This is a genomic window from Gordonia sp. 'Campus', from assembly GCF_022206305.1.
Lineage (GTDB): Bacteria > Actinomycetota > Actinomycetes > Mycobacteriales > Mycobacteriaceae > Gordonia.
The window spans coordinates 23,409-48,392 of record NZ_JAKOIW010000001.1 but is presented as its reverse complement, the minus strand read 5'-3'; the positions used below and the strand labels follow the sequence as shown (position 1 = coordinate 48,392).

At 67.7% G+C, this 24,984-nt stretch carries 24 protein-coding genes; 11 read left to right on the top strand and 13 right to left on the bottom strand.

Annotated features, from left to right (window positions below; genetic code table 11):
- The first annotated feature begins 74 nt into the window (after nt 1–74).
- The 3 genes from MAY35_RS00230 to MAY35_RS00220 are packed head-to-tail and all read left to right on the top strand — an operon-like array spanning nt 75 to nt 4,456.
- Entirely contained in the window at nt 75–758 is a 684-nt protein-coding gene (locus MAY35_RS00230) for a TetR/AcrR family transcriptional regulator (protein WP_281063071.1), read from the top strand.
- A 60-nt stretch (nt 759–818) separates the two neighbouring features.
- Nucleotides 819–2,723, top strand: coding sequence for an ABC transporter ATP-binding protein (locus MAY35_RS00225; RefSeq protein ID WP_238418622.1), 1,905 nt, complete (start codon nt 819–821; stop codon nt 2,721–2,723).
- The gene (locus tag MAY35_RS00220; protein WP_238418621.1) at nt 2,720–4,456 is read left to right on the top strand and encodes an ABC transporter ATP-binding protein; all 1,737 of its coding nucleotides are present in this window, start codon (nt 2,720–2,722) and stop codon (nt 4,454–4,456) included. The genes MAY35_RS00225 and MAY35_RS00220 overlap by 4 nt, the downstream gene beginning before the upstream one ends.
- Nucleotides 4,457–4,624: 168 nt before the next feature.
- Here the strand turns inward: MAY35_RS00220 and MAY35_RS00215 are convergent, their stop codons facing one another.
- From MAY35_RS00215 to echA20, 5 genes are all read right to left on the bottom strand, one after another.
- A complete protein-coding gene (locus MAY35_RS00215) occupies nt 4,625–5,419 on the bottom strand; it encodes an ABC transporter ATP-binding protein (protein WP_238418620.1) in 795 nt (264 codons plus the stop codon).
- Nucleotides 5,420–5,643: 224 nt separating this feature from the next.
- Complete coding sequence (locus MAY35_RS00210) at nt 5,644–6,756, bottom strand: nitronate monooxygenase family protein (protein ID WP_238418619.1); 1,113 nt, start codon at nt 6,754–6,756, stop codon at nt 5,644–5,646.
- Nucleotides 6,753–7,523 carry a CoA-transferase subunit beta gene (locus MAY35_RS00205; protein WP_238418618.1) on the bottom strand — a complete coding sequence of 257 codons (771 nt, stop codon included), beginning with the start codon at nt 7,521–7,523 and terminating at the stop codon, nt 6,753–6,755. Before MAY35_RS00205 ends, MAY35_RS00210 begins: the two co-directional genes overlap by 4 nt.
- A complete protein-coding gene (locus MAY35_RS00200; protein ID WP_238418617.1) occupies nt 7,520–8,449 on the bottom strand; it encodes a CoA transferase subunit A in 930 nt (309 codons plus the stop codon). The genes MAY35_RS00205 and MAY35_RS00200 overlap by 4 nt, the downstream gene beginning before the upstream one ends.
- Before the next feature lies 1 nt (nt 8,450).
- The gene (echA20, locus tag MAY35_RS00195) at nt 8,451–9,245 is read right to left on the bottom strand and encodes a (7aS)-7a-methyl-1,5-dioxo-2,3,5,6,7,7a-hexahydro-1H-indene-carboxyl-CoA hydrolase (protein ID WP_238418616.1); all 795 of its coding nucleotides are present in this window, start codon (nt 9,243–9,245) and stop codon (nt 8,451–8,453) included.
- 89 nt (nt 9,246–9,334) lie between these two features.
- Between echA20 and MAY35_RS00190 the strand changes: the two genes are divergently transcribed.
- The 3 genes from MAY35_RS00190 to MAY35_RS00180 all read left to right on the top strand — a co-directional run bounded on the left by MAY35_RS00190 (nt 9,335) and on the right by MAY35_RS00180 (nt 11,485).
- On the top strand, nt 9,335–10,123 hold the full coding sequence (locus MAY35_RS00190) for an SDR family oxidoreductase (RefSeq protein ID WP_238418615.1): 789 nt from the start codon (nt 9,335–9,337) through the stop codon (nt 10,121–10,123).
- Nucleotides 10,124–10,211: 88 nt separating this feature from the next.
- Nucleotides 10,212–11,108: an SDR family oxidoreductase gene (locus MAY35_RS00185; RefSeq protein ID WP_238418614.1), complete on the top strand. Its 897-nt coding sequence runs from the start codon at nt 10,212–10,214 to the stop codon at nt 11,106–11,108.
- Complete coding sequence (locus tag MAY35_RS00180; protein ID WP_238418613.1) at nt 11,105–11,485, top strand: hypothetical protein; 381 nt, start codon at nt 11,105–11,107, stop codon at nt 11,483–11,485. Before MAY35_RS00185 ends, MAY35_RS00180 begins: the two co-directional genes overlap by 4 nt.
- Nucleotides 11,486–11,559: 74 nt before the next feature.
- Here the strand turns inward: MAY35_RS00180 and MAY35_RS00175 are convergent, their stop codons facing one another.
- Entirely contained in the window at nt 11,560–12,216 is a 657-nt protein-coding gene (locus tag MAY35_RS00175) for a GNAT family N-acetyltransferase (RefSeq protein WP_238418612.1), read from the bottom strand.
- A 157-nt stretch (nt 12,217–12,373) separates the two neighbouring features.
- Between MAY35_RS00175 and fadD8 the strand changes: the two genes are divergently transcribed.
- Nucleotides 12,374–14,020: a fatty-acid--CoA ligase FadD8 gene (gene fadD8, locus MAY35_RS00170; protein WP_238418611.1), complete on the top strand. Its 1,647-nt coding sequence runs from the start codon at nt 12,374–12,376 to the stop codon at nt 14,018–14,020.
- 82 nt (nt 14,021–14,102) lie between these two features.
- Here fadD8 and MAY35_RS00165 read toward each other — a convergent pair whose 3' ends face one another.
- Together MAY35_RS00165 and MAY35_RS00160 are read right to left on the bottom strand one after the other, a co-directional pair.
- A complete protein-coding gene (locus tag MAY35_RS00165) occupies nt 14,103–15,221 on the bottom strand; it encodes a DUF5685 family protein (protein ID WP_238418610.1) in 1,119 nt (372 codons plus the stop codon).
- A 41-nt stretch (nt 15,222–15,262) separates the two neighbouring features.
- Nucleotides 15,263–16,276: a YafY family protein gene (locus MAY35_RS00160; RefSeq protein ID WP_238418609.1), complete on the bottom strand. Its 1,014-nt coding sequence runs from the start codon at nt 16,274–16,276 to the stop codon at nt 15,263–15,265.
- A 94-nt stretch (nt 16,277–16,370) separates the two neighbouring features.
- On the opposite strand from MAY35_RS00160, the gene MAY35_RS00155 reads away from it, so the two are divergent.
- Nucleotides 16,371–17,000 (top strand): TIGR03086 family metal-binding protein, encoded by a 630-nt coding sequence (locus tag MAY35_RS00155; RefSeq protein ID WP_238418608.1) that lies wholly within the window; start codon nt 16,371–16,373, stop codon nt 16,998–17,000.
- A gap of 92 nt (nt 17,001–17,092) precedes the next feature.
- Here the strand turns inward: MAY35_RS00155 and MAY35_RS00150 are convergent, their stop codons facing one another.
- Nucleotides 17,093–17,584, bottom strand: a complete 492-nt coding sequence (locus tag MAY35_RS00150; RefSeq protein WP_238418607.1) for a nitroreductase family deazaflavin-dependent oxidoreductase — start codon at nt 17,582–17,584, stop codon at nt 17,093–17,095.
- Entirely contained in the window at nt 17,584–18,747 is a 1,164-nt protein-coding gene (locus MAY35_RS00145; RefSeq protein ID WP_238418606.1) for a steroid 3-ketoacyl-CoA thiolase, read from the bottom strand. The genes MAY35_RS00150 and MAY35_RS00145 overlap by 1 nt, the downstream gene beginning before the upstream one ends.
- Before the next feature lie 341 nt (nt 18,748–19,088).
- On the opposite strand from MAY35_RS00145, the gene MAY35_RS00140 reads away from it, so the two are divergent.
- The 3 genes from MAY35_RS00140 to MAY35_RS00130 all read left to right on the top strand — a co-directional run bounded on the left by MAY35_RS00140 (nt 19,089) and on the right by MAY35_RS00130 (nt 21,580).
- Nucleotides 19,089–20,408 (top strand): cytochrome P450, encoded by a 1,320-nt coding sequence (locus MAY35_RS00140; protein WP_308192422.1) that lies wholly within the window; start codon nt 19,089–19,091, stop codon nt 20,406–20,408.
- A complete protein-coding gene (locus tag MAY35_RS00135) occupies nt 20,405–20,866 on the top strand; it encodes a nuclear transport factor 2 family protein (RefSeq protein WP_238418605.1) in 462 nt (153 codons plus the stop codon). Before MAY35_RS00140 ends, MAY35_RS00135 begins: the two co-directional genes overlap by 4 nt.
- Nucleotides 20,867–21,031: 165 nt before the next feature.
- Nucleotides 21,032–21,580, top strand: coding sequence for a carboxymuconolactone decarboxylase family protein (locus tag MAY35_RS00130; RefSeq protein WP_238418604.1), 549 nt, complete (start codon nt 21,032–21,034; stop codon nt 21,578–21,580).
- Between the two features lie 59 nt (nt 21,581–21,639).
- Here the strand turns inward: MAY35_RS00130 and MAY35_RS00125 are convergent, their stop codons facing one another.
- From MAY35_RS00125 to MAY35_RS00115, 3 genes are read right to left on the bottom strand one after another with little or no spacing between them, the layout of a single operon-like run.
- Complete coding sequence (locus tag MAY35_RS00125; protein ID WP_004022061.1) at nt 21,640–22,818, bottom strand: thiolase domain-containing protein; 1,179 nt, start codon at nt 22,816–22,818, stop codon at nt 21,640–21,642.
- Nucleotides 22,818–23,867, bottom strand: coding sequence for a thiolase domain-containing protein (locus tag MAY35_RS00120; RefSeq protein WP_238418603.1), 1,050 nt, complete (start codon nt 23,865–23,867; stop codon nt 22,818–22,820). The genes MAY35_RS00125 and MAY35_RS00120 overlap by 1 nt, the downstream gene beginning before the upstream one ends.
- Nucleotides 23,867–24,898, bottom strand: a complete 1,032-nt coding sequence (locus MAY35_RS00115) for a Zn-ribbon domain-containing OB-fold protein (protein WP_238418602.1) — start codon at nt 24,896–24,898, stop codon at nt 23,867–23,869. Before MAY35_RS00115 ends, MAY35_RS00120 begins: the two co-directional genes overlap by 1 nt.
- Between the last annotated feature and the right edge of the window lie 86 nt (nt 24,899–24,984).

The following is a 24,984-nucleotide window of genomic DNA, read 5'->3' as shown; positions in this document are numbered from 1 at the left end:
TGGCCGGGATCGTCCACCGACGGTCCCGGCCAAGCGCTTGCTAGGGTGTGCGCAGGCTCTTCAGGAGGATGCGCTTGTCACCACGAGGTCAGACCAAGATCGATGCGAGCGGTGGGACAGACGCGCGCGTCCCGGCCGAGACGGGCGCCAGATCCTCGAACGGCCGCACCGATGCACCGGCACGTTCGTCGCGTCGCGACGAACTGCTCGCCACGGCCGGGCGGATGTTCGCCGAACAGGGCCTGCGCTCGACGACGGTCCGCGACATCGCCGACGCCGCGGGCATCCTCTCCGGCAGCCTGTACCACCACTTCGACTCCAAGGAGTCGATGGTCGACGAGATCCTGCGACGGTTTCTCGACGATCTCTTCGACCGCTACCGGCAGATCGCCGCGTCGAGTCGATCGGCCACCGAGACCCTGCGGGGTCTGGTGGTCGCCTCCTTCGAGTCGATCGACGCCGAGCGCAACGCGGTCGCGATCTACCAGGACGAGGCGAAAAGGCTGTCGGGGCAGGACCGTTTCGCCTACATCTCCGAACTGAACGTCGAGTTCCGGCAGCTCTGGCAGTCGGTGCTGCAGCGCGGCGTCGACGATGGTGAGTTCCGCGCCGATCTCGACGTCGAGCTCGTCTACCGCTTCATGCGCGACACGGTGTGGGTCGCGGTGCGGTGGTATCGGCCGGGCGGGTCGATGTCGGTCGACGCGATCGCCGAGCAGTACCTCTCGGTTGTGCTGGACGGCATTCTCCCGCGGTGAGACCCGCGGCCAAGTTAGGGTAGCTTTCCTTCGCTGCCGTCCGGCCGTTATTGTGCGCATATGACAATTGGCGGAACCGATCTGGCCGCGCCTGCACCAATCCAGGACCCCGAGGCCGTGCCCGACGATCCGAAGGCCGCCCGGACCGCCGCGCGAGCCGAGGCCAAGGCGAAGGCCGCCGCCCTCGCCGATGTCCTGGCCCCGGTGAAGACACGGACCATGCTGGCCCAGCTGGTCCAGATCATCGCCTCCGCGGCGACCGTGGTGCCGTTCATCGGCATCGTCGAACTCGGTCGGACACTGCTCGCTCCCGGGCCCGTCGACTCGAGCCGGGTGTGGCTTGTCGTGTGGCTGGTGGTCGCCGGCCTCGCCGCGCGAGCCGCATTCAGTTTCCTCGCCCTCGCCATCACGCACTTCGCCGATCTCGACCTCCAGGCGCAACTGCGAATCCGCATCGCCGACAAGCTCGGTCGGCTGCCGCTGGGCTGGTTCAGTCGCACGAGCTCGGGCGCGGTCCGCAAATCCGTGCAGAACGATGTCGCGGACCTGCACTATCTCGTCGCCCACGCGACCGTCGAGGCGACGGCGGCGGTCCTCTCGCCGATCTTCGCGCTCATCTACTGCTTCGTCCTCGACTGGCGTCTGGGGCTCCTCGCCGTCGCGACGGTGCCGCTCTACGCGTTGACGTACTCCTACATGGCTCGTGACCTCACGACCGAGATGGAAAAGATGGACAAGGGTGTCGCACGCATCAGCGCGACGATCGTCGAGTTCATCTCCGGTGTCGCGGTGGTGAAGACGTTCGGGCAGACGGGTAAGGCGCATCGCCGGTTCATCGATGCCGCCGACGAGTTCAACGACGACTTCGCCGGCTACATGGGCCCGATGCTGCGCGTGCAGGCGGTGACGACGGTACTCATCAGTGCGCCGCTGATCTTGCTCGTCAACCTCGGTGTGGGCTACTGGTTCGTCGACCGCGGCTGGGTGGCGCCCATCGAGCTGGTCGGCTCGACCCTGATCGCGATGGTGTTGCCGACCGCGCTGCTGACGGTCTCCACCGCGGTGCACACCCGTCAGCAGGCGTCGGCCGCGGCACTGCGCATCGCCGATCTGCTCGCCGAACCCGAACTGGCCGTCCCGGAGAACCCCCAGGTGCCGGCCGGGCACGACGTCCGGATCGAGAACGTGCACTTCACCTATCCGCCGCGGCTGGGCGTGCCCGCAGGTGTGAAGGCCCTCGACGATGTCAGCGTCACGCTGGCCGAGGGAACCGTCACGGCGCTCGTCGGACCCTCGGGCAGCGGTAAGTCGACGCTGGCCACCCTGCTACCGCGCTTCGGCGACCCCGACTCCGGCGCCGTGCGGATCGGCGGGGTCGACGTCCGCGACATCGCGACCACCGAGTTGTACCGCCACGTCGGCTTCGTGCTGCAGGACGTGCAGCTGCTGACGATGTCGGTGCGCGACAACATCCGTCTCGGGCGTCCCGACGCTGCCGACGACACGGTCTACGACGCCGCTCGGGCGGCGCAGATCCACGACCGCATCCTCGAACTCCCCGACGGATACGACACCGTGGTCGGCGACGGCGCTCACTTCTCCGGCGGTGAGGCGCAACGGGTGTCGATCGCTCGTGCGCTGCTCGCCGACACCCCGATCCTGGTTCTCGACGAGGCGACCGCATTCGCCGATCCCGAGTCGGAAGCCCAGATCCAGCAGGCGATCGGCGCCCTGATGGTCGGCCGCACCGTCCTGGTCATCGCGCACCGACTCGGTTCGATCACCTCCGCCGACAACATCGTCGTGCTCGATCGCGGGCGGGTCGTCGAACAGGGCCGTCAGGACGAGCTGGTCGCCAGGGGCGGTCTGTACGCGACGATGTGGGCCGCCTACGAGGCCGGATCCACGAGGCGGGACGAAGAGATCGCGCGGGGCGCGGTCGCGAGTGACGAGGTGGCACGATGATCCGCGGTTTCTACACGATCCTGGGTTCCGAACGTGCCCGGATGGTCGTCTTCCTCACCTGGGTGGTCGTCTACGGCATCGCGCAGGGCCTGGCGATGCTCACGCTCGTCCCGATTGTGGAGCACCTGCTGACCGGTGACCTGGCGGCTGCCGCGAAGTGGTTGTGGCCGTTGCTGTTCCTGGTGATCGTCTGCGGGGTGAGCGCCTACGTCCAGTCCTTGAAGGGCATGACGATGGCGCTCTACGCGATGCGGATGCTGCATCACCGCCTCGGTGACCACATGGTCACGCTGCCGCTGGGCTGGTTCACCCGCGACCGGATCGGCGACGTCTCCCAGATCGCGGTGAAGGGAACGATGTTCGTCGGCAGCACGGGGGCGCACTACATCACCCCCGTCGTCGTCAACACGGTGAGCTCGGTCGTCGTCGTCATCGGCATCTGCGTGTTCGACTGGCGCATCGGCCTTCTCATGGTGGTCGGCACGCTGGTCCTGATGTACGTCGGCAAGCTGTCGAGCTCCTTCCTCGCGAAGTCCGAGGGGCGCAAGCGTGCCGAAGCCGTCAAGGTGAACAACCGGGTCCTGGAGTTTGCTCGATGCCAGGCGGTCCTGCGGGCCTTCGGCGACGCCGACTCCGCACATGCACCGCTCGCCGAGGCGCTGGGACAGCAGGCGCGCGTGGGCAAGTCGATGCTGTGGCGCTCCATCCTCGGCATCCTGCTCAACGGTCTCTCGGTGCAGGTCGTCTTCAGTGCGGTGCTCGCACTCGGTGCATGGCTGGCGGTGGCCGGCCACATCGAGCCGGCGCTGCTCGTCGCCGTGTTCGGCCTCGCGGCCCGATTCTTCGGCCCGATCGGTGAACTCGCGGAACTCGGGTCGACGCTGCGGATGTCGACCGACGAGATCAACCGCATCACCGGCGTTCTCGACACCGAACGCATGCCGGCCCCCGAACAACCGGCCCCGATCACCGAGCCCGGCGCGGTCGAACTCGATGCTGTGGCCTTCGGATACGACGCCGACACCCCGGTTCTGCGCAACGTCTCCCTGCGCGCCCGCCCGGGCACGATGACGGCGCTCGTCGGGCCGTCCGGTTCGGGGAAGTCGACGATCTTCCGTCTCATCGCCCGGTTCTACGACGTCGACGGCGGCGTCGTGAAGGTCGGTGGCGTCGACGTGCGGGAGCAGGAGACCGGTGCCCTGATGGGGCAGCTGTCACAGGTGTTCCAGGACGTCTACCTCTTCGACGACACCCTGTGGGAGAACATCAAACTCGGCCGCCCCGATGCGTCCGACGACGAGATCCGCGCCGCGGCCGAGACCGCGGGCGTCACCTCGATCGTCGACCGCCTGCCCGATGGTTGGCACACCGTCGTCGGCGAGGGCGGTTCAGCACTGTCCGGTGGTGAGCGTCAACGGGTCTCGATCGCTCGCGCGTTGCTCAAGAACGCCCCGATCGTGCTGTTCGACGAGGCGACGAGCGCGCTCGACCCGGAGAACGAATCGCATGTGGCCGAGTCGATCCGCCGACTCGCCGACGACAGCACCGTGCTCGTCATCGCGCACAAGCTCTCGACGGTGATCGCCGCCGACCAGATCGTCGTCCTCGACGATCAGGGCGGTGTCGACGACATCGGCACGCACGACGAACTGCTCACCCGCGGTGGCCGATACACGGAGTTCTGGAACCAGCGCACCGCCGCTGCCGGCTGGACGCTGACGCCGTCGGCTTAACTCTCTGCTCCCTCAGGTGCGAGGAGTGGTAGCCGTGCCGCACCTGCTCCCTGAGGTGCGAGGAGCGATAGCGACGAGCCTCGAAGGGGCTGGCGAGAGACGTTGCGAGACCCTTCGTGGCTCGCTTCGCTCGCACCTCAGGGAGCAAGCGGAGCCGAACCTCGTAGGTCAGGGGGCGGCGACCCCGCGTGCCGACCACCGCCCCTCCTGGTGGGCGATCTCGATCGGGTAGTCGAAGCATTCGGTCACCAGCGCGGTGGTGAGGATCTCGTCGACGGGACCCGCGGCGAGGATCCGGCCACCGGTCACCAGCACGGCGTGCGTCGTCGTCTCGGGCAGTTCCTCGAGGTGGTGGGTGACCAGTACGGTCGCGAGGTCCGGGTGCGTGCGGTGCAATCGGTCGACTGTCTGCAGGAGTTGCTCGCGCGCGGCCACATCGAGGCCGGTCGACGGCTCGTCGAGCAGCAGGAGCCGCGGATCGGACAGCAGCGCGCGGGCGATCAGCGTCCGGCCGCGTTCGCCCTGAGACAGATTGGTCCACGGCGCCGACGCGAGCGCGCTCAAGCCGAGCATCTCGATCAGCTCGTCGGCGCGGACGAGTGTCTCCGGCGCGGGCTTCCGGCGATCCATCAGCTCGGTGGTACCGGTCGCGCCGGTCAGCACGACCTCGCGGATGGACAGCGGCGATCGCAACGGATGCCGCGGATTCACGTGGCCGATGGACTCACGCAGTTTCCGGATCTCGACCCGCCCCAGCTGATGTCCGAGGACATGGACCGTTCCGGACGTCGGGTGTTGTTCGGCGCCGCACAGGCTCAGGATCGTCGATTTGCCCGCGCCGTTCGGGCCGATGAGCGCCCATCGCTCGCCGGCACGGATGGTGAGGTCGATGTCGGTGAGGATCGCGCGGGACTGCCGCACGAAGCCGACCGAATCCAGGCGCAGGACATCCGGGGTAGACACGCTTGCGAACCTACCGGACCCTTCGTGACGGCCCTCCGCACGCTCCGGGCCCCTCAGGGGGCGTGGGTGATGGCCCTCCGCACGCTCCGGGCCTCCTCAGGGGGCGGGGGTGACGGCCCTCCGCACGCTCCGGGCCCCTCAGGGGGCGGGGGTGACGGCCCCTTTGTGCCGCCTGAGGTGCGAGGAGCGCAAGCGACGAGCCACGAAGGCCCGGGCCGGAGCGCCTAACCCAACGAGCCGAGCGTCTTCAACCGTTCGTGCGCCTGCGCCATGATCGACTGGATCAACTCGTCACAGCTCGGCAGGTCCTCGATCATCCCGACCACCTGACCGGAGGCGAGTACGCCGGCGCGGGTGTCGCCCTCGACGAGACCGGCCTTGAGCAGCATGGGGGTGTTGCCCGCCATGATGACCTGCTGCCAGGAGCGTTCGCCCGACTTCTTCATCGTGCGACCGTCTTTGAGCATCGTGGTCCAGCGCATGCCGGTCATCTGCTTGAACTCGTTGGCGTTGCGCGCGGCGGCCACGAGAGCGCGCACCGGGCTTCCGCTTTCGAGGGCCTCCACGAGTGGGGTCCGCAGCACCCGGTGCGGCATGCCGTCGACCTTCACCGACACGACGGTGTCGCCGAGTCCGCGACCGAGGTACTCCTGTTTGACCGAGTCGGGCACGGCACTGTCGGAGGTGAGCAGGAAGCGCGTACCCATCGCGACGCCCTGGGCGCCATAGGCCAGCGCCGCGGCGAGGCCGCGGCCGTCGAAGAAACCGCCGGCGGCGACCACCGGCATGTCGATCCCCTTGGCCGACAACGCATCCAGAACCGACGGCAACAGCAGGGTGGTCGCGACGGGTCCGGTGTGGCCGCCACCTTCGCCGCCCTGCACGATCACCGCGTCGGCGCCCCACGACGCGACCTTGACCGCGTGTTTGGCGGCACCGATCGACGGGATCACCACGATCCCGTTGTCCTTCAGCTTCGCGATGAGTTCCGGTTTGGGGGCCAGCGCGAACGATGCGACCTTGACGCCCTCGCGGATCAGCAGGTCGATCCGCTCAGGGGCGTCTGTCGCGTCGGCGCGCATGTTCACGCCGAAGGGCTTGTCGGTCAGCGTCTTCGTCTTCGCGATCGCCGTCTCGAGTTCGACGAAGGTCATCGTCGCCGACGCCAGGATTCCCAGTCCGCCGGCGTTCGACGTCGCCGAGGTCAACGACGGCCCGGACACCCAGCCCATCCCGGTCTGCACGATCGGGTACTCGATGCCCACGAGTTCGGTGAAACGGGTCGACAATCCGGCTGCGCGGGCCGGGCTCGGTTGCGCAGTGGTGGGTCCGGTCATCGGACTTCCTTGTTGCGGACGCCCTTCGGGTCGAGGACGTCGCGGATGAGCGCGAGTTCCTCATCGGTGGGGCGACGTGTCTCGGGTGCGTCCGTGAGGCCGGCGATCTCGAAACCGGTGTTCTCGGCGACCTCGTCGGCGGTGACTCCCGGATGCAGCGAGAGGGCTCGCATCGTGTGGCCCTCACCGCCGAAGTCGAACACGCCGAGATTGGTGACGACGCGGTGGATGTTCAGGTCGTCGAAGGCCGGGTTGTCGGCATCGACCTTGTCGAAACCGACTCCGGACACGATGTCGACGGACTCGCCGAAGACGCGCGCCGTGTGCCGCGGCACCCAGTAGCTCGTCGGGTGGTTGATGGTGTTACCGGGCGCGCCACGAACACCGAACATCTGGCGCGTCGGGTGCTGCAGTGGTCCGAACGCCGACAGATTCTGATTGCCGTGACGGTCGATCTGGTTGGCGCCCATGACCACATGACGGCGCCCCGACGCGACGACGTCGAAGACCTTGCGGAACGGCATCCACCCCTCGATCGGTCCGGTCTTGCCGATCGGCGGCGTGTCGGCCAGGATCAGCGCCTCACCGTCGGTGATCAGCAGGTCGGGCTCGGTGGTGAGGCGTGCCAGGCGGGCACCGAGCAGGGGAGTGGGCGCCATCGGCGATGCCATGATCTCGCCTGCCCCGGAGAAGATCTCGGCGCAGGAGATGACGCAGTACTCGGCGCGCGTGACGTCCGTGGACGCCTGGGTCTCGGCGGTGCTCACTGCTCGTTCTCCTTCTGCTCGGCCTGCCACGCGGTGACCTCGCGCTGGTAGGTCTCCTCGTCGACCTGGAGGAACCGGCGGGAGAACGCATCCCAGGTCTCGGGTTCCTTGGCCGAGGCCACATAGAACTGCTGGAACTTCTCGTCCCGCCCGTACTCGGCTGTGCCATTGGGCCCGCTCGCTCCGCTCCCGGCGCCCGTCAAAGTGAAATGCGCCCCGTTCGGCGCGTGGACAACCCGGTCCACGTTCATGCGATTCAACAGAAGACGCTGATGCGGAACTGTCTTGACCAGTACCTCCGTGGAGACGATCTGATCTGTTTCGAGGTAGCGACGCTCGGCGGCCGCGCAGTAGAGGTCGTCGAAGTAGGGGTCGACGCCGGTGTAGGCAGCGTTGCCGTGGGCGTCGGCCAGGTCCAGGTGGACGAAGGCGGCGTCGAGCTTCAGTGCCGGCATCGCGACCAGCGTCTGGGTGCGGCCGTCGGCATCGGGGTAGGGGGACTCGACGGTCTTGAGTTCGCCCTCCCAGAAGCGCAGCACATCCGACCCGAGTCCGGCGCGGATCGGCAGGAACGGCAGGCGCGCGGCGGCCGCCTCGAGGCCGCACTTGACCATGCCCTCGTCCATCTCGCGCACCTCGATCTCACCGTTGGTGCGGGCTTTCGCGAACCACGGGTCGTAGAACGGCGCCGAGTCGAGTGAGACGAAACCGTAGTACGCGCGGCGCACCTTGCCTGCAGCGCACAGCACTCCGAGGTCGGGGCCGCCGTAGGTCACCACGGTGAGGTCCTTGACGTCGGAGCGGGCGATCGCGCGGACCAGGGCCATCGGCTTGCGCCGCGATCCCCAACCGCCGATGCCGATGGTCATGCCGTCGCGGAGTTCGGCGATGACGTCGTCGAAGGTGCTTGTCTTGTCGGTGGCCATCTCAGGCGTGCCCTCCATCGGGTGTCGAGCCGGACGTGTTGGCGGCGAGCGGTTTTCCGGTCGAGACGAACGCATCCCGGTGTTCGTCGGCGACACCCGCGAGGTTCAGCTCGAAGGTGTACCCCTGCTCGAGCCGGTAGCTCGCCTTGACGTCGACGGGATCGATGTTGTTGATCGCCTCCTTCGCCGCCCGGATCACCCGGGTGTCCTTGGCGGCGATGGCCTCGGCGACCTCGAGCGCGGCGTCGAGCAGTTGTTCGCGTGGCACCACGCGGTAGACCGAACCGAAATGCTCGAGTTGCTGGGCGGTCACGTTCTTCGCGGTGAAGTAGAGCGTGCGCATCATGTGTTGCGGCACGAGTCGCGCGAGATGTGTTGCGGCGCCGAGTGCTCCACGGTCGACCTCGGGGAGGCCGAACACCGCGTCGTCGGAGGCGACGATGACGTCGGCGTTGCCGACCAGACCGATCCCGCCACCGACGCAGAATCCGTTGACGGCCACGACCACCGGCACGGCGCAGTCGTACACGGCGGCGAACGCCGCGGCGCATCCGCGGTTGGCCCCGATGAGTGCGTCGAAGCCATCGGTCGCCTGCATCTCCTTGATGTCGACGCCGGCGTTGAAGCCGCGACCTTCGGCGCGAAGGATCACCACGTGGGTGGTCGGGTCCGCACCGGCGGCGGTGATGGCATCGCCGAGCTCGAACCACGCGGCCGATGGCAGCGCGTTGACCGGCGGGTAGTCGACGGTGACCGTCACGATCCCGGTCTCGGAACGTGTCGTGGTGATCGGCACGCGGGCTCCTCTCAGAGGCGGCTCGGACAGTCCGCGGACTGTGGAAAGCGCACCAAGCAAGTGCTTGGTTGTTTGGTAGGGTAGCACCCATGCAGACGCAGTCACAGGTCGAGCTGGGCCTGGTCGGGAAGGTCGTCCTGGTCACCGGTGGCGGACGAGGAGTGGGCGCCGGGATCACCCGTGTCCTGGCCTCACTCGGGGCCCGCCCGGTGATCTGCGGCCGCAGTGCCGACAAAGTCGCCGACGACCTGCGCGAGGTCGCCTTCGTCGCCTGCGACGTCCGTGACGCCGCAGCAGTCGACGCGATGGTCGAGGAGATCGTCGGACGGGCCGGGCGGATCGACGGTGTGGTCAACAACGCCGGCGGTTCACCGTTCGCCCTGGCCGCCGACGCCTCGGCCCGGTTCACCGGCAAGATCGTCGATCTCAATCTGCTGGCCCCGCTGGCCGTGGCCCGTGCGGCCAACGCCGTGATGCAGACGCAGGACGAGGGCGGTGCGATCGTCAACGTCTCGAGTGTGAGCGGACATCGTCCGTCGCCGGGGACCTCGGCCTACGGGGCGGCCAAGGCTGGTCTCGACAACCTCATGACCTCGCTCGCCGTCGAGTGGGCCCCGCGGGTGCGGGTGAACTCGGTGGTGGCCGGTCCGGTGGTCACCGAGCTGTCGCACCTGCACTACGGTGACGACGCCGGGGTGGAGGCTGTCGGCGCGACGATCCCGATGGGCCGGATGGCGACACCCGCCGACGTCGGCAACGCCGTGGCATTTCTCCTGTCGCCCTTGGCCGGATACATCAGCGGATCGACACTCACCGTTCACGGCGGAGGTGAGAAACCGGCGTTTCTCGACGCCGCGACCGCCGGTAACGCAGTCTGAGGACGAAGACGCCCGAGAACAACTGTCGCAGTGCAGTCGTCGCAAGACCCGTGCAGTTCAGGCCCGTGCAGTCCAGAAAGGAACCAGTGTGACCAGCAAAACGAATGAGGGCCGCGTCGTCATCGTGACGGGAGCGGGCCAGGGCATCGGACGCGCGCATGCCCTCGCCTTCGCCGCCGACGGTGCCAAGGTCGTCGTCAACGACTACGCCGAGGACCCGGCCACCGAGGTGGTCGACGAGATCGTCGCCGCGGGAGGAGAAGCCGTCGCCTCGGTAGGCGACGTCGCCGACTGGGAGTCCGGGGCCGCCATGGTCGAGACCGCGCTCGGTGAGTTCGGCCGTCTCGATGTACTGGTCAACAACGCGGGGTTCGTTCGCGACCGCATGCTGGTCTCGCTCTCCGAAGACGAATGGGATGCGGTCGTCCGCGTGCACCTCAAGGGGCACTTCGTCGGGTTGAGGCACGCCGCCGCGCACTGGCGGGCACTCGCCAAATCGGGGGAGACCCCGCAGGCGCGCATCATCAACACGAGTTCCGGTGCCGGACTGTACGGCTCGGTGGGGCAGGGCAACTACGTGGCGGCCAAGGCCGGTATCGCGGCCCTGACCATCCAGGCGGCGGCCGAGCTCGGCTCCTACGGTGTCACCGTCAACGCGATCGCGCCCGCCGCGCGCACCCAGATGACGATGGGGGCGGGTGAGGCGATGGCCGCGCAGATGGCAGCGCCCGCGGACGGCTCGTTCGACGCGATGGATCCCGCGAACATCTCGCCGCTGGTCGTGTGGCTGGGATCGCCCGAGGCCGGTTCGGTGACCGGCCGGGTCTTCGAAGTCGAGGGCGGCAAGATCTCGGTGGCCGATGGTTGGCAGCGAAGCATCGAGCGCGACAAGGGATCTCGGTGGGAGGTCGCCGAGCTCGGTCCCGTCGTCGCGGAGATCCTGGACAAGGCGCCCGTTCCGATGCCTGTCTATGGAGCGCGGTGACCCCGGCAGCGGACCACTCCGCCGAGCGGATTGCGGCGGCACGTGCCTACGTCGAGGCCCTGGTGAGCCATGACCCGTCGGACGTGCGGCTCCATCCGGACTGCACCCGTGTGGAATTCGGGATCCGGACCGGGCGCAACGGAGGCCACATCGCCAGGAGTCTCGCCCGAGGGCCGCAGTTCCGCCTCATCCACCGGATCTCGGACTTCACCGCAACCGTCGACGGCCACACCGTCGTGACCCGCTACGTCGTGCACGTCCACCCCAAGCCGCTCCGGCTCGGCGCGACGGTGTCGGAGACGTTCGTCGTCGACGAGGAGAACCGAATCCGCGCGATCGTCGCGCATTTCGGGGTGCCCAGGCCGATGCCGCGCTGACCCGGGTAAGTGGTTCGGGTCAGCGCGATGCGGTCGACGTCTGTCCGGAGCCGCGGACGGCTCGATCGATGGCCTCAGGCGCCCGGTGCGCGCACGACCATCGGCACACCGGGGAAGTAGGCCGCCATCTCCGAACGCGACTTGCGCAGTGCGGCAGTGCCGTAACCCGCCTTGCGGAACCGGGGATGGATCCAGATCCGCAGGTCGACCTCGCCGTCCTTGAGCTCGCCGAAGACGAAACCGACCTTGGAATCGCCCTCGACCGCGACCAGCCAGACCGCTTCCTCGGCCGCCATACGGTCCGACGCCGCGCTGATCTCGGCCGCGACATCGCCGGCGGGAGCGCCGGAACCGTCGCCTGCCGTGCCGACCTCGTCGGTGCGTGCCGAGAAGAGTTCGGCGTCGGCCGCCGGATCGAACGGGCGCAAATCGAGCGTGTCGCCGCTGCTGGCGGGCCGCTCGGCGAGGGTGAAGGTGAGGGCGCTGTTCAGGTCGTCGAGTTCGGCCTGGTTCCGGCGACGGTCGTCCTTGGTCAGCTGGTCGAGCTTCATGTCGAGGATGGCCTCGGCGCCGAGTCGGGACTTGCCGAGCAGGTCGACGATCGCGGTGACGGCCTCGTCGTGGTTCTCCGCGTCGACGATGGCGTCGAGCACCTCGTGACGGCGTTCGAGCGCGGTCAGCAGTGCGTCGGCGATGTCGCGGCGGGTGGTGGCCAGGTCCAGATCAGTCATGCCCCGATCCTAGGTCAACATCCGGCCCGCGCGCGGCGGACCGCAGCGCGCGGAAGCGTTGCGAAAGCGCCAGTAGTGGAACGTGTTCTAGTTACATATACAGCCATTTTGCTGGAGATTCTTCCCTAGAGCTGTAACACGTCCTAGTCTGTAGACCATGACGAACGAGGGTACGACGACAGCACCGGCAGACTTCGATCACCTGCGTGGGGGCACGCACATGGGTGACCTCATGGTCGCTGCTCTCCGTCGGCACGCCGATCGCACCGTGCTGTCGCTCGGCGACACCGAGATGACCGGCGGCGAAATGGCCGCGTCGATCAGTCGGTATATCCAGGCCTTCGAGGGCCTGGGTGCGGGGACCGGGACCGCGGTCGGCCTGCTGGCACTGAACCGCCCGGAGGTTCTCTTCGTGATCGGCGCCGGCCAGACCCAGGGGTGGCGCCGCACCGCACTGCATCCGCTGGGCTCCCTCGACGACCATGCCTACGTTCTGTCCGACGCCGGTGTCTCGACACTCATCATCGATCCGGTGCCGATGTTCGTCGAACGAGCGGTGGCCTTGCTCGACCGGGTCCCGGGCCTCAAACAGGTGCTGACCCTCGGGCCGGTGCCGGAGCAACTGTCCGCCCACGCGCGCGACGTGATCGCCGAAGCCGACAACTTCGAACCCAAGCCCCTTGCGGCGGCGCATCTCTCGCCCGATCACGTCGTCTCGATCACCTACACGGGTGGGACGACGGGCAAACCCAAGGGTGTCATCGGCACTGCCCGGGCCATGTCGACGATGACGCAGATCCAGCTCGCGGAATGGGAATGGCCGGAACATCCGCGGTTTCTGCTCTGCACCCCGCTGTCGCATGCCGGTGCGGCCTTCTTCGTGCCGACCCTGATGAAGGGCGGATCGATGGTGGTCCTGTCGAAGTTCGACCCCGCCGAGGTGTTGCGCACCATCGAGGAGCAGAAGATCACCGCCACGATGCTCGTCCCGTCGATGCTGTACGCATTGATGGATCATCCCGACTCGAAGACTCGGGATCTGTCGTCGCTGGAGACGGTGTATTACGGTGCGTCGCCGATCAATCCGGTACGTCTCGCCGAGGCCATCGAGCGTTTCGGGCCGATCTTCGCGCAGTACTACGGCCAGTCCGAGGCCCCGATGGTCATCAGCTATCTGGCCAAGGACGACCATCCGGGTCCCGGCGAGGACCAGCGTCGGTTGAGCAGTTGTGGCCGACCGTCGGCCTTCCTGCGCACCGCGCTGCTCGGTCCCGACGACAAGCCGGTGCCCCAGGGTGAGCCCGGTGAGATCTGTGTCGCCGGACCACTTCTCGCGGGTGGTTACCTCGGTTTGCCGGAGCAGACCGCGGACACCTTCCGCGACGGCTGGTTGCGCACCGGTGACGTCGCCCGCGAGGACGAGGACGGCTTCTGGTTCATCGTCGACCGCACGAAGGACATGATCGTCACCGGTGGGTTCAACGTGTTCCCGCGCGAGGTCGAGGATGTCGTCGCCGAGCATCCGGCGGTGGGTCAGGTCGGTGTGATCGGTGTCCCGGACGAGAAGTGGGGGGAGGCGGTCACGGCGATCGTCGTCCTGCGCGGCGACGCCGATGCCGACGATACGGCGAAAGATCGCATCACCGCCGAGATCCAACAGTCCGTGAAGGACCGCAAGGGCGCAGTGCAGTCGCCCAAGCGCGTCATCTTCGCCGATGCGCTGCCGCTCACCGCGCTCGGGAAGCCGGACAAGAAGGCGCTGCGCGCACAGTACTGGGCCGACTCGGAACGCGGCGTCGGCTAGCCGGCGGTCGTACCGCGGTCGGGACCACGACGGGGGCGGCCAGGACGGGTTGTCGTATCGACGGCCCGGCCTGGCCGACGGGTCACAGATCGCAACAGTCGCAACAGTCGCAGCAATTGCAGTCGTCGCACGCAGCGACCTTGTACTTGTCGGTGCAGTGATTCCAGTGATCGACGCAGCACGCCTTGCCGAGACAGGACACTCCGAGGAACGGTAGGAGCCGTTCGTGGAACGCCCGATCCGGCTTGAACGGCGGCGGGTACGGCCACTCGGCGGGGTAACCGAACGGCCGGTGTGGTGGCCACTGGGTCCGTGAATCGGCCACGGGCATCGAGGGATCGGTCTCTCGATGCATCCGTTTGTGGATGGCGTGGCGCAACCCGTCGAGCAATACGACGCGCAGGAGCCTGTCGTCGACGAGGGTGAGGTCGGCGTAGCGCTTCCGGATGGTGGCGGCGAGACGCCGGCAGTCGTCCAGCGCGGCGGCCGGCGGCGTGCCGGTTGCACGCAGCGGGTTGAATCGGCCCTCGCGATCGTCGGAGTCGTAGTCGTCGACAGCGTCCAGAAGGTGCGCGATGCGGCCGAAGTCGGCACCGATCGATTCCAGCGCGTCTCGGTTGCCGGGCACACCCGCCAGCATCGCCGACGCGGAGAACACCTGCGCCGCAGCGTCTGCCGAGGCGCTCGTGAGGTCGTCGAGAATCCTGCTCGACGACTCGACCTCCGCCTGTCGGGCGAGCGTCGTGAGCACGCCGTCGACGTCGAGACCGGCAGCGACGGCGGTATCGGTCCCGGCCCGCCGCCGCAGGTATCGGCCGGCACGCCCGGCGACGCCGGCGCGCAGCCGTGTTCGGGGAGCGAGGGCATGGTCCTGCTCGTTGCTGACGTCGGTGGCCTTGGCCGCGGCGAGGGTCAGTGACGTGGTCGCGGCGAGACGCACTCCGGGTTCGTCCGCGGACACGACTGTCGCGGTGCGCATTCCACGGAGCGGACAGCGTCCGGCCTCGGTCGAGGCACATTCCGCGGAGGACTGCGCCGCGGTGAGTATCGAGACCATCACCGCATCGGTGTTCACGGTGAGTCGGCTCGTCTGACCGTGATTGTTCCGCAGCGACAGGCAGACTCCGCACAGGTGCGAGCGCCACTGGTCCATCAATTCGTCGTCGAGGGCGTGGCGACAAGGAGTGAGTACTCCGAACATCTGCACAGCAGATCACAGGGTCGAGGGCGTCGCCAGGGGATTCATTCGTTCGGTGCAACCGCGGTCGGCCCGGTTGCGCGTGCGATCGACCGGGCGCGATCGGACAGGGCGTCCCGCAGCCACCTCGGCTCCACCACCACGAGATCGTGATCGAACATCGACGTCCACAGGGCACGCGTGGCATGTCGATGGTCGGCGAAGTGGAGTTCGAGGTGGCAACGGTCACCCGGCCGGGGAGTCGTGCCGACGGCGGTGGCGATCATCCCGAGGCGATCGGCATCGTCGGCGGAGCAGTCGACGACGACGTCGACGGGCTCGAACGAGCTGCGGAAGGCGTCGCGGCGTCGTTCCCAGATCGCGACGAGGTCGACGTCGTCGTCGCGTTGTGCCGGTTCGTCGAGGATCTCGACATCGCTCATCCTGGAGATGCGGTACATCCGTTCGTCGGAACCCTTTCCCGATCCGTCCTTCCGAGTGGCGGCCGATTCGGTGGTCCCCGGGCGTCGTCCGGAGGCGACGAGATACCAGGTGTCGCCGGCCACGATGAGACCGATCGGGTCGAGGACGTGCTCGCGGGCCTCGTCCGCGCCCCGCCGGCGGTACCGCATGCGCATCCGACGTCCCTCGAGGACAGCGGTCTGCACGGCATCGAGCGACTCCAGTTGCTCGGGTGCGCGGACGAAGCCTTCCGGCCGGACCAGTACTCGCTGGGCGGCGCGGACCGCGTGGCCGCGGTACGACTCCGGCAGTGCCGCGGTCACCTTCCGCATCGCGCTGGTGAACGCGGGGGAGTCCAAGCGGCCCGTCCCGGCGAGGAGGGAGGTCGCCTCGTCGATGGTCAGGCCGGTGAGGTCGGTGCGGTACCCGGGCACGAGCGCGAAACCACCGTGGCGTCCCCGCTCGGCGTACACCGGGACTCCGGACAGGGACAACGCGTCGATGTCACGCAGCACGGTGCGCTCGGAGACCCCGAGCTCGTCCGCCAGTACCGCGGCGGTGACCCGGTCGTGCTTTTTCAGCACCATGAGCAGGGCGATGAGGCGTTCGGCGCGCACGGGAAAGATTCTTCCGGAAATACATGACAGAAGGTGTCGTGTATCAGGACTTCACTGGTCTGCGTACCCGAGAAGACCATGAGAGGACCCCGCCATGAGCGCACCGACCGCCAACTCTGCACCCACTCCGGAGGCGACACCTGCCTTCGACGACCCCCGGCCGGCGTTCCGCGCCGCCACCGCATGGGTCGTGGAACTGCTCGAGGGAGTGTCCGACGACCAGCTCGATTCGCCGACGCCCTGCGACGACTTCGACGTGCGAACCCTGTCGGCGCACCTCGTCGCCGTCGCGGAGCGCGCGGCCGCGCTGGCCGAGGGTGTCGACATCCGCACGATGGCGTCGATCGCCGAGCAGTTCGACGCCCGGACCTACGCGGCCTTCATCGACCGGGCGCTCGACTCGTGGTCGGATGACGCCAAGCTCTCCGCGATGGTCCAGGTGCCCTGGGGAGAGGTCCCGGGCGCCGGCGCCCTGTGGGGTTATGTCAGCGAAACCCTCGTCCACGGCTGGGATCTGGCGGTCGCCACCGGTCGGCCCGCCGAGGCCGACGCCCAACTGGCCGAGACGACGCTCGGGGTGGCCCACCAGTTCATCCCGGCCGCGATCCGCACCGATCCCGGTGTCCCGTTCGGCCCCGTCGTCGAGCCGCGGCCCGAGGCCGGACCCACCGAGCGACTCGCGAACTGGACCGGGCGCGAGTCCGCGGGGTGGCTGCGGCGGTAGCCCGGAGCGGACTCGCTCAGGCGGCCGGTTCGCAGATGACCACCGGGATCGTCCGCTCCGTCTGTGTCTCCGGTGGACGGGAGCGGACTCGCTCAGGCGGCCGGTTCGCAGATGACCACCGGGATCGTCCGCTCCGTCCAGGCAGCGTAGGTGTCGTAGTCGGCATAGGTGTCGACCAGATCCGGCCACAGGTCGGCGCGTTCGGCATCGGTGGCCGTGCGCGCGACGAGGTCGTACTTCTCCTTGCCGAGCTGGATCTCGACCTTCGGGTTGTCCCGGAGGTTGAGGTACCACGCGGGGTGCTTCGCCGAGCCGCCCTGCGACGCCACGACGACGAACGAGTCGCCGCGGCGTAGGTAGATGAGCGGAGCCGTGCGCGGCTGACCCGACTTGCGGCCGATCGTCGTCAGCAGGCACACCGGCGCCGGTTTGCGGAGGCCCGCGCCCACGCGCCACGTGCCGCCGACCCGGCCGCCGGTCGCCTTGTACAGCGCCGTGTTCGCCTTGGAACCCAGCTTGATGAACTTGCTGACGACAGGTGAATCCAGTTGCGCCGGCTTGTTGTTCGGATCGAAGGCGGGCATCAGATCCGCTCGATGATCGTGCCGGTGGCCATCGCTCCGCCCGCGCACATGGTGATCAGGGCGGTCTGACCGTCCCGACGTTCCAGCTCGTGCAGTGCGGTCGTGATCAGGCGGGACCCGGTACTGCCCACCGGGTGGCCGAGGGCGATGGCGCCGCCGTTGACGTTCACCTTGTCCATGTCCGCGCCGTGGACCTGAGCCCAGCTCAACACCACCGACGCGAACGCCTCGTTGATCTCGACGACGTCGATGTCGGACAACGACATCCGCGACTTCGCCAGCACGCGTTCGGTCGCCTGAACCGGGCCGTCGAGGTGGAAGTGCGGTTCCGCGCCGACCAGTGCCTGCGACCGGATGCGAGCACGCGGGGTCAGGCCCAGCTCACGCGCCTTGGACTCGTCCATGATCAGCACCGCGGCCGCGCCGTCGGAGATCTGCGACGAGGTACCCGCGGTGTGGATGCCATCGTCGAGGACGGGCCTGAGTGCCGACAACGACTCGAGGGTGGTGTCACGCAGACCCTGGTCCCGGCTGACGTCCAGGATGTTGCCGGTGAGCTCGCCCTCTTTGGTCCGCTCGGGTGCCTTCAGCGTCAACACCTCGCGATCGAACCGGCCCTCGTCCCACGCCTGGCGCGCGAGGCGCTGGCTGCGCTCGCCGAGCCCGTCGATGTCGGCGCGTGTGATGCCGCGACGTTTCGCGATGCGCTCGGCGGCCTCGAACTGATTGGGCATGTCGACGTCCCACGACTCCGCGTGGTACGGCCCGGCGTTGGTGCCGACGTTGGCCCCCAGCGGGACGACCGACATCGTCTCCACACCACAGGCCAGGCCGACCTCGATCGCGTCGGAGGCGATCAGCCCGGCGATCAGATGGTTGGCCTGCTGCGCCGAACCGCACTGGGCGTCGATGGTGGTGGCGCCCGTCGCCTCGGCAAGGCCCGCCGACAGCCACGCCTTGCGGGTGATGTTGCCGGCCTGCGCGCCGGCCTGGGTGACACAACCGCCGATGACCTGCTCGACGAGTGCGGGATCGATGCCGGCCTTGTCGAGTACCCCGCGCTGGGTCATGCCGAGGAGCTCCTCGGCATGTAGTCCTGACAGCCATCCGCCACGCTTGCCGATCGGCGTACGCGCCGCCTGCACGATGACCGGAACGCCCATGGTCACTCCTTCGTTGGTCTCGGTGAACTCCGTTGCCCACAGAGTATGGCCTGACGACAGGGCGTCGAGGCCGCTGAGATCACGCTAGAACACGTTCTATGTTTGCGTCTATGGTGGGCCCTGGACGTGTCCCCCGATGACACCTCGGGACGCCGTCCGGCGTCGTGTGTCTGCGCTGCACGATGGCAAATGTGAGCGAATCTGCCGGAGAACGTCGCAGGTGGGGGCAACGAGCCGGGAACAAAACTAGAACAAGTTCTCGTCTAGGGGTGTCGAATGGGTCACAGTGTGCTTCAATGTGATTGAAACAGGTTCTAAATCTCACAGCGAGGTGGTGTGACGTGACCCAGGCCCAGAGCGCCCCGATCGGCAGCGAGCCGACCACGGCGGATTCTGCGCACGCGAGCCCTCCCGACGTCGTCGCGGAGTGCCCGTTCATGCAGCAGGAAGGGTGGGATTTCACCAACCCTGATCTGCTCGAAAAGGGAATCCCCGTGCAGGAATTCGCGCAACTGCGCAAGACCGCACCCGTCTGGTGGAATGCCCAGGCGCCCGGAAAGGGCGGCGGGTTCCACGACGGTGGCTACTGGGTGATCTCCAAGCACGCCCACGTCCGCGAGATCTCGAAGAACAACGACGACTGGGAAACCAACGCCAACGGCGTGATCATGCGTTTCGAGGACGACATGACCGCCGATCAGATCGAGATCACCAAGGCGCTGCTGATCAACCACGATCCGCCGGAGCACACGCGCCTGCGCAAGCTGGTCTCCAAGTTGTTCACGCCGCGTGCCGTGCACTCCCTCGAGGAGAAGCTCGACGACGCCGCGCGCGAGATCGTCAGGCGGGCCGCGGAGAAGGGCAGCGGCGACTTCGTCAAGGACGTCGCCGTCGACCTCCCCCTGCTGGCCATCGCCGATCTCCTCGGTGTGCCCGAGGTGGACCGGGAGAAGCTGTTCGACTGGTCGAACTCGATGATGAACGCCGACGACCCGGACTACACCACCGACCCGCAGCAGGCGAATGCCGAGATCCTCGGCTACGGCTACACGATGGCCGAGGAGAAGCGCAAGAACCCCGGCGAGGACATCGTCACCACGCTGGTGAACGCCGACATCGACGGGCAGTCGCTCGACGAGACCGAGTTCGGGTTCTTCTTCATCCTCCTGACCGTGGCCGGTAACGAGACCACCCGCAATGCCATCAGCCACGGGATGAATGCCTTCCTGGACAACCCCGACCAGTGGGAGCTGTTCAAGAAGGAGCGTCCGGCGACCGCGGTCGACGAGATCGTCCGATGGGCGACCCCGGTGAACTGCTTCCAGCGGACTGCCAAGCGGGACACGCAGATCGGCGGCGTCCACATCGCGAAGGGCGAGCGCGTCGGCATGTTCTACGGCTCGGCGAACTACGACGAGGACGTCTTCGACGATCCGTTCTCGTTCAACATCATGCGTGACCCGAACCCGCACGTCGGGTTCGGCGGCAACGGTGCGCACTTCTGCGTCGGCGCGAACCTCGCGCGGATGGAGATCAACCTGATGTTCAATGCGCTCGCCGACATGGTGCCCGACATCACCAAGCTCGACGCACCGCGCCGCCTGCGGCACGGTTGGATCAACGGGGTCAAGGAACTCCGCGTCGACTACGGCACGAAGTGACCGCAGCGGAGGAGACCGCCGGACAGCAGCCGGCCTACCTCGGCATCGACCGGGAGAATCATCCCGCAGTCATGGCGGGTCGTCGTTCGCGCGAGTTCGTGGCGTCACGGGACAAGCAGGCGTGGATCGACAACTTCGCCGTGGACGCCACGGTGGAGGACCCGGTCGGTCCGTCGATGTTCGACCCGGACGGCGCCGGATTCCGTGGACACGAGGCGATCTCCGAGTTCTGGGACAAGTCGATCGGGACGACCGAGAACATCGACTTCCGGTTCGACGAGGAGATCATCTGCGGGAACGAGGTCGCCTACATCGGCAGCATCGTCACCCACATCGCCGGCCACGTCTCCGAGGCGCGGGGTGTCTTCACGTATCGGGCGGACGCCGACGGGAAGCTGTCGGCGCTGCGCGCCTTCTGGGAAGTGGAGAAGACGATCAACTCGGTGCGCAAGGCCTGATAGTCGCAACATGATCCGCCGCGGGCGGGACAGGGTGCTAACCCTGTCCCGCCCGCGGTGTTTGTGAATGACGGTGTTTGTGAGCGATAGGACGTTTACACCGGGGTCGCATCGGCGCACGATGAGGTGCGTAACGGTCGGCAATCGGCTCCGGAAGGACGGACGATGAGGGCACTGCACCGGATGAGGAACTATCTTCGCGCGATGGGGCGGGCGCGGCGACATCGCGCCGAACTCGTCGGCCATCTGGCACGACGACCCCTCGTCGCCGGTGCGACGATGGGCATGGAATCGGCACTGCTGCTGTCGAATCGGATGGACCCGAAACTCAAGGAGCTGGCCGAACTGAAAACGGCCGGCCTGGTCAGTTGCGAGTTCTGCCTCGACATCGGTTCGGCACTCGCGACGGGAGCGGGCATCACCGAGCGGCAGCTCCGCGATCTGCCGCGGTATCGGGAGTCGGCTGCGTACACCGAGCTGGAGAAGCTCGTCATCGGCTACGCCGAGGCTATGACCCTGACCCCCGCGGTGGGCGAGGACCTCGCCGAGCTGCGGGGCCGGCTGGCCGAACATCTGTCGGAGACCCAGATCGTCGAGCTCGCGATGACCGTCGCATGGGAGAACCAGCGGGCTCGTCTGAATCAGTCACTGGGCGTTCGGCCCACCGGGATGTCCGACGGCCTCGCCTGTGCTGTGCCCGAACGCATGTCGTAGCAGTCATGCGCATACGACGCGCATGACTGCTACGACATTCCGATCAGTGGAGGGGCCGATCAGTGGAGTGGCTTGTCGGCCCCGACGAGCCACATAGAGAAGTACTGCGAGCCACCACCATAGGCGTGGCCCAGCGCCTTGCGCGCGTCGGCGACCTGGTGGTCGCCCGCCTTGCCCATCACCTGGATGGCGGCCTCGGCGAATCGGATCATGCCCGATGCGCCGATCGGGTTCGACGACAACACACCACCCGACGCGTTGAGCGGGAGGCGGCCGCCGATCTCGGTGTCACCCGATTCGGTCAGTTTCCAACCCTCGCCCTCGGCGACGAAGCCGAGGTTCTCCAGCCACATCGGCTCGAACCACGAGAAGGGGACGTAGATCTCGGCGGCGTCGATCTCGTCGAGCGGATTGCTGATGCCACCGGCCTTCCACAGCGCGGCGGCGGCGTCGCGCCCGGCTTGGGGGCTCACGACGTTGCGGTGCGCGTAGGACAGCGGTTCGGTGCGCATCGCGGTGGCGTGAATCCACGCCACCGGATCACCCGCGGCCACGGCCGCATCGGCGACGTCCTCGCTGCCGATCACCACCGCGCAGGCGCCGTCCGACGACGGGCAGGTCTCGTCGTAGCGGATCGGGTCCCACAGCATCTGCGAGCTCATGACCTTCTCGACGGTCTGATCCGGCTGATGCAGGTGCGCAAGGGGATTCAACGCGCCGTTACGACGGTCCTTGGCGGCGACCATCGCGCCGATGTGCTCGGGAGCCCCGGACTGCCGGATGTAGGCGCGCACGTGCGGTGCGAAGAATCCGCCCGCGCCCGCTCCGACCGGTTTGGTGAAGGGCACCGGGATCGACAGGGCCCACATCGCGTTGGACTCCGACTGCTTCTCCCACGCGACCGCGAGGACTCTCTTGTGCACGCCCGCGAACACCAGCGACGCGGCCACGTTGGCCGTCGACCCGCCGACCGAACCGGCCGTGTGCACGCGGATGAGGCGTTTGCCGACCGCGCCGATGGCCTCGGCCATCGCGAGCTCGGGCATCATCGACCCCTCGAACAGGTCGGGCGCCTTGCCGATGACGATCGCGTCGATGTCGTCGAGCGAGACCTTCGAGTCGATCAGCGCGGCGTCGATGGCCTCGCGAACCATGCCGGCCATCGTGACATCGGACCGTTTGGCGACGTAACGTGTCTGCCCGGTGCCCAGCACCGCGGCACGATTGTTGTGTCCCATCAGTTCTCGGCCCCCTCGTTGTTCTGGGCACTCAGCGTGACCACCATGTTCTGCTGCAGAAGCGGGCCGCTCGACGCATGGGCCAGTGCGGTGCCCGCATTGCCGCTGAGGATCTCGTGAGCGGCGTAACCGATGCGCTGCAAGCCGGCCGAGAACAGCGAATTGCCCGCGAGGGAACCGCCGGACGGGTTGATCCGCACCGAGTCCGGGAGGCCGAGCGCGTTGCGCACGATGATCTCCTGATGCGTGTACGACGCGTTGATCTCGGCGACGTCGACCGCACGGCTGCGATCGCCGAACGCGGTGTCGCCGGCCAGTTTCGTCGACGGCGAGAGGGTGAGGTCGCGCGCCCCGAAGTTGGGGGTGTCGATCCGATGGTCCCATCCGGTGACGAACGCCGGATTGGCGACGAGCTCACGCGCCTTGCGCTCGCTGGCGATGACGACCGCGGCGGCAGCGTCGGTGTAGGGCGCGATGTCGTGCTCCCGTAGCGGATTCGCGACGTAGTCGCGGCCGAGCAGCTCGTCGACCGAACCGCCGAAGGTGCGGGCGCCGATCGTCGCCATGTCTTCTTCGGTCCACACTCCGGCATCGATCCCGGCTCGCGCCTGCAGCGCGCCGAGCGACCGGGCGTCGGGGTGCAGGGGAGCGACCGTGTAGGGATCGGTCTGCAGGGTCAGGGTCTGATCCGCATTGCCGGCGGTGGCCTTGCCGAAACCGTAGGCGAGCGCGAGGTCGACCTCACCGGTGGCGATCTTGACCCACGCCTCGTAGAGCGCCCATGCGCCGTCCATCTCGACGTGTGACTCGTTGATGGGCGGCATGGCGCCGATCGAATCGATCGCCGAGATGAAGGAGAACGCGCGGCCGGCAAGGTAATCCGACGATCCGCTGCACCAGAACTCGATGTCGGTGCGGGCGATGCCGAGCTCGGCGTAGAGCTTCTCGAAGCACGGGATCAGCATCTCGACACCGTTGGTGGTGCCGTGGGTGCCGGCGACATTGGGGCTGTGCGCGAAACCGATGATCGCGATCGGGGGCAGTGTCATCAGAGGTGGTCCTTATAGGTCTCGTACTCGGCGTCCGGTTCCCCGGTGGGCGCGAAGTGGCTGATGTTGCCGATCGAGTGCTCCCATTCGTCCTCGGGGAGCCAGACGGCCTTGACGCGCATGCCCATTCGGACCTCGGCGGCCTCGATGTCGAGGATCAGGTGCAGGAACGGGATGTCCGCGCCGTCGAGGAGCACGTAGGCGGCGACGTACGGAGGCTTGATCCGCTGGCCCTGGAAGGGCACGTTGACGATGCAGAACGTGGTGACGATGCCGGTGTGGGCGAGTTCGACTCGTTCCACCGCGGGGGAACCGTCGGCCGGGCTGACGCCACGGGGCGGGAAGTACACGCGTCCGGCGTCGACACCCGAACCGATACGGGTCCCGATCAGCTTGCCCGCCTTCAGCCCTTCGAGGTAGACGGACTCCTCCTCGTTGGCCGAGTGGATGATCTCGGTGCTGACCGGGGTGGGGATGACGAGGAGGCCGGTGTCGGCACCCTTGGGTGCCTCGGCGGTGTTGGCAGGGGCGGTGGCCGGCTCCTCGCCGGGGGCGAAGTGGGCGATGTCGTCGATCCGGCCGATACGAGCCGCGCCGAACACCGCGTGGACCCGCATCCCGGTCGACATCTCGTCGGGAGAGCCGACCGAGATCGCATGCAGCAGAGTCGTGTCCGCGCCGTCGAGGCGGATGAGTGCCCATGCGAACGGCTTGTCCAGTGGCTGGCCCGGTACCGGCTCGGGGTTCCAGGTCCACGTGGTCACCGTGCCGACGGCCGACACCTCGACGAACTCCGTGGACTGCGCGCCGGTGACGGGGTCGAACTCGACCGGAGGGACCGCGACCTTGCCGTCGCTGCCTCTCGAGCCGATGATCCGACCGTCGCGCAGGGCGAGTGCGAACTGACTGAGAACCGGACCCAGAGACCTGGTGTAGTCGAACGAGTTGGTCAGGGGAGCGGTCAGGATGGGGGACTTCGGCTCGGGCACCTCGGCAACGGGATTCGGGGCGGCCGGAGACGTTACGCTCATGCTCACATCTCGAGTAGAACACGTTCTAGTATTGGACACAAGATGCATGTCAGGCCGTGGGATGCGGCCGGGCGAAAGGGGAGTGG

Coding starts and splice junctions, on each gene's coding strand:
- MAY35_RS00115 (WP_238418602.1), bottom strand. CDS start 24,898: ATGAGCGTAACGTCTCCGGCCGCCCCGAATCCCGTTGCCGAGGTGCCC.
- MAY35_RS00155 (WP_238418608.1), top strand. CDS start 16,371: ATGAGCGCACCGACCGCCAACTCTGCACCCACTCCGGAGGCGACACCT.
- MAY35_RS00145 (WP_238418606.1), bottom strand. CDS start 18,747: ATGGGCGTTCCGGTCATCGTGCAGGCGGCGCGTACGCCGATCGGCAAG.
- MAY35_RS00225 (WP_238418622.1), top strand. CDS start 819: ATGACAATTGGCGGAACCGATCTGGCCGCGCCTGCACCAATCCAGGAC.
- MAY35_RS00165 (WP_238418610.1), bottom strand. CDS start 15,221: ATGTTCGGAGTACTCACTCCTTGTCGCCACGCCCTCGACGACGAATTG.
- fadD8 (WP_238418611.1), top strand. CDS start 12,374: ATGACGAACGAGGGTACGACGACAGCACCGGCAGACTTCGATCACCTG.
- MAY35_RS00120 (WP_238418603.1), bottom strand. CDS start 23,867: ATGACACTGCCCCCGATCGCGATCATCGGTTTCGCGCACAGCCCCAAT.
- MAY35_RS00175 (WP_238418612.1), bottom strand. CDS start 12,216: ATGACTGATCTGGACCTGGCCACCACCCGCCGCGACATCGCCGACGCA.
- MAY35_RS00200 (WP_238418617.1), bottom strand. CDS start 8,449: ATGGCCACCGACAAGACAAGCACCTTCGACGACGTCATCGCCGAACTC.
- MAY35_RS00220 (WP_238418621.1), top strand. CDS start 2,720: ATGATCCGCGGTTTCTACACGATCCTGGGTTCCGAACGTGCCCGGATG.
- MAY35_RS00150 (WP_238418607.1), bottom strand. CDS start 17,584: ATGCCCGCCTTCGATCCGAACAACAAGCCGGCGCAACTGGATTCACCT.
- MAY35_RS00210 (WP_238418619.1), bottom strand. CDS start 6,756: ATGACCGGACCCACCACTGCGCAACCGAGCCCGGCCCGCGCAGCCGGA.
- MAY35_RS00125 (WP_004022061.1), bottom strand. CDS start 22,818: ATGGGACACAACAATCGTGCCGCGGTGCTGGGCACCGGGCAGACACGT.
- MAY35_RS00190 (WP_238418615.1), top strand. CDS start 9,335: ATGCAGACGCAGTCACAGGTCGAGCTGGGCCTGGTCGGGAAGGTCGTC.
- MAY35_RS00130 (WP_238418604.1), top strand. CDS start 21,032: ATGAGGGCACTGCACCGGATGAGGAACTATCTTCGCGCGATGGGGCGG.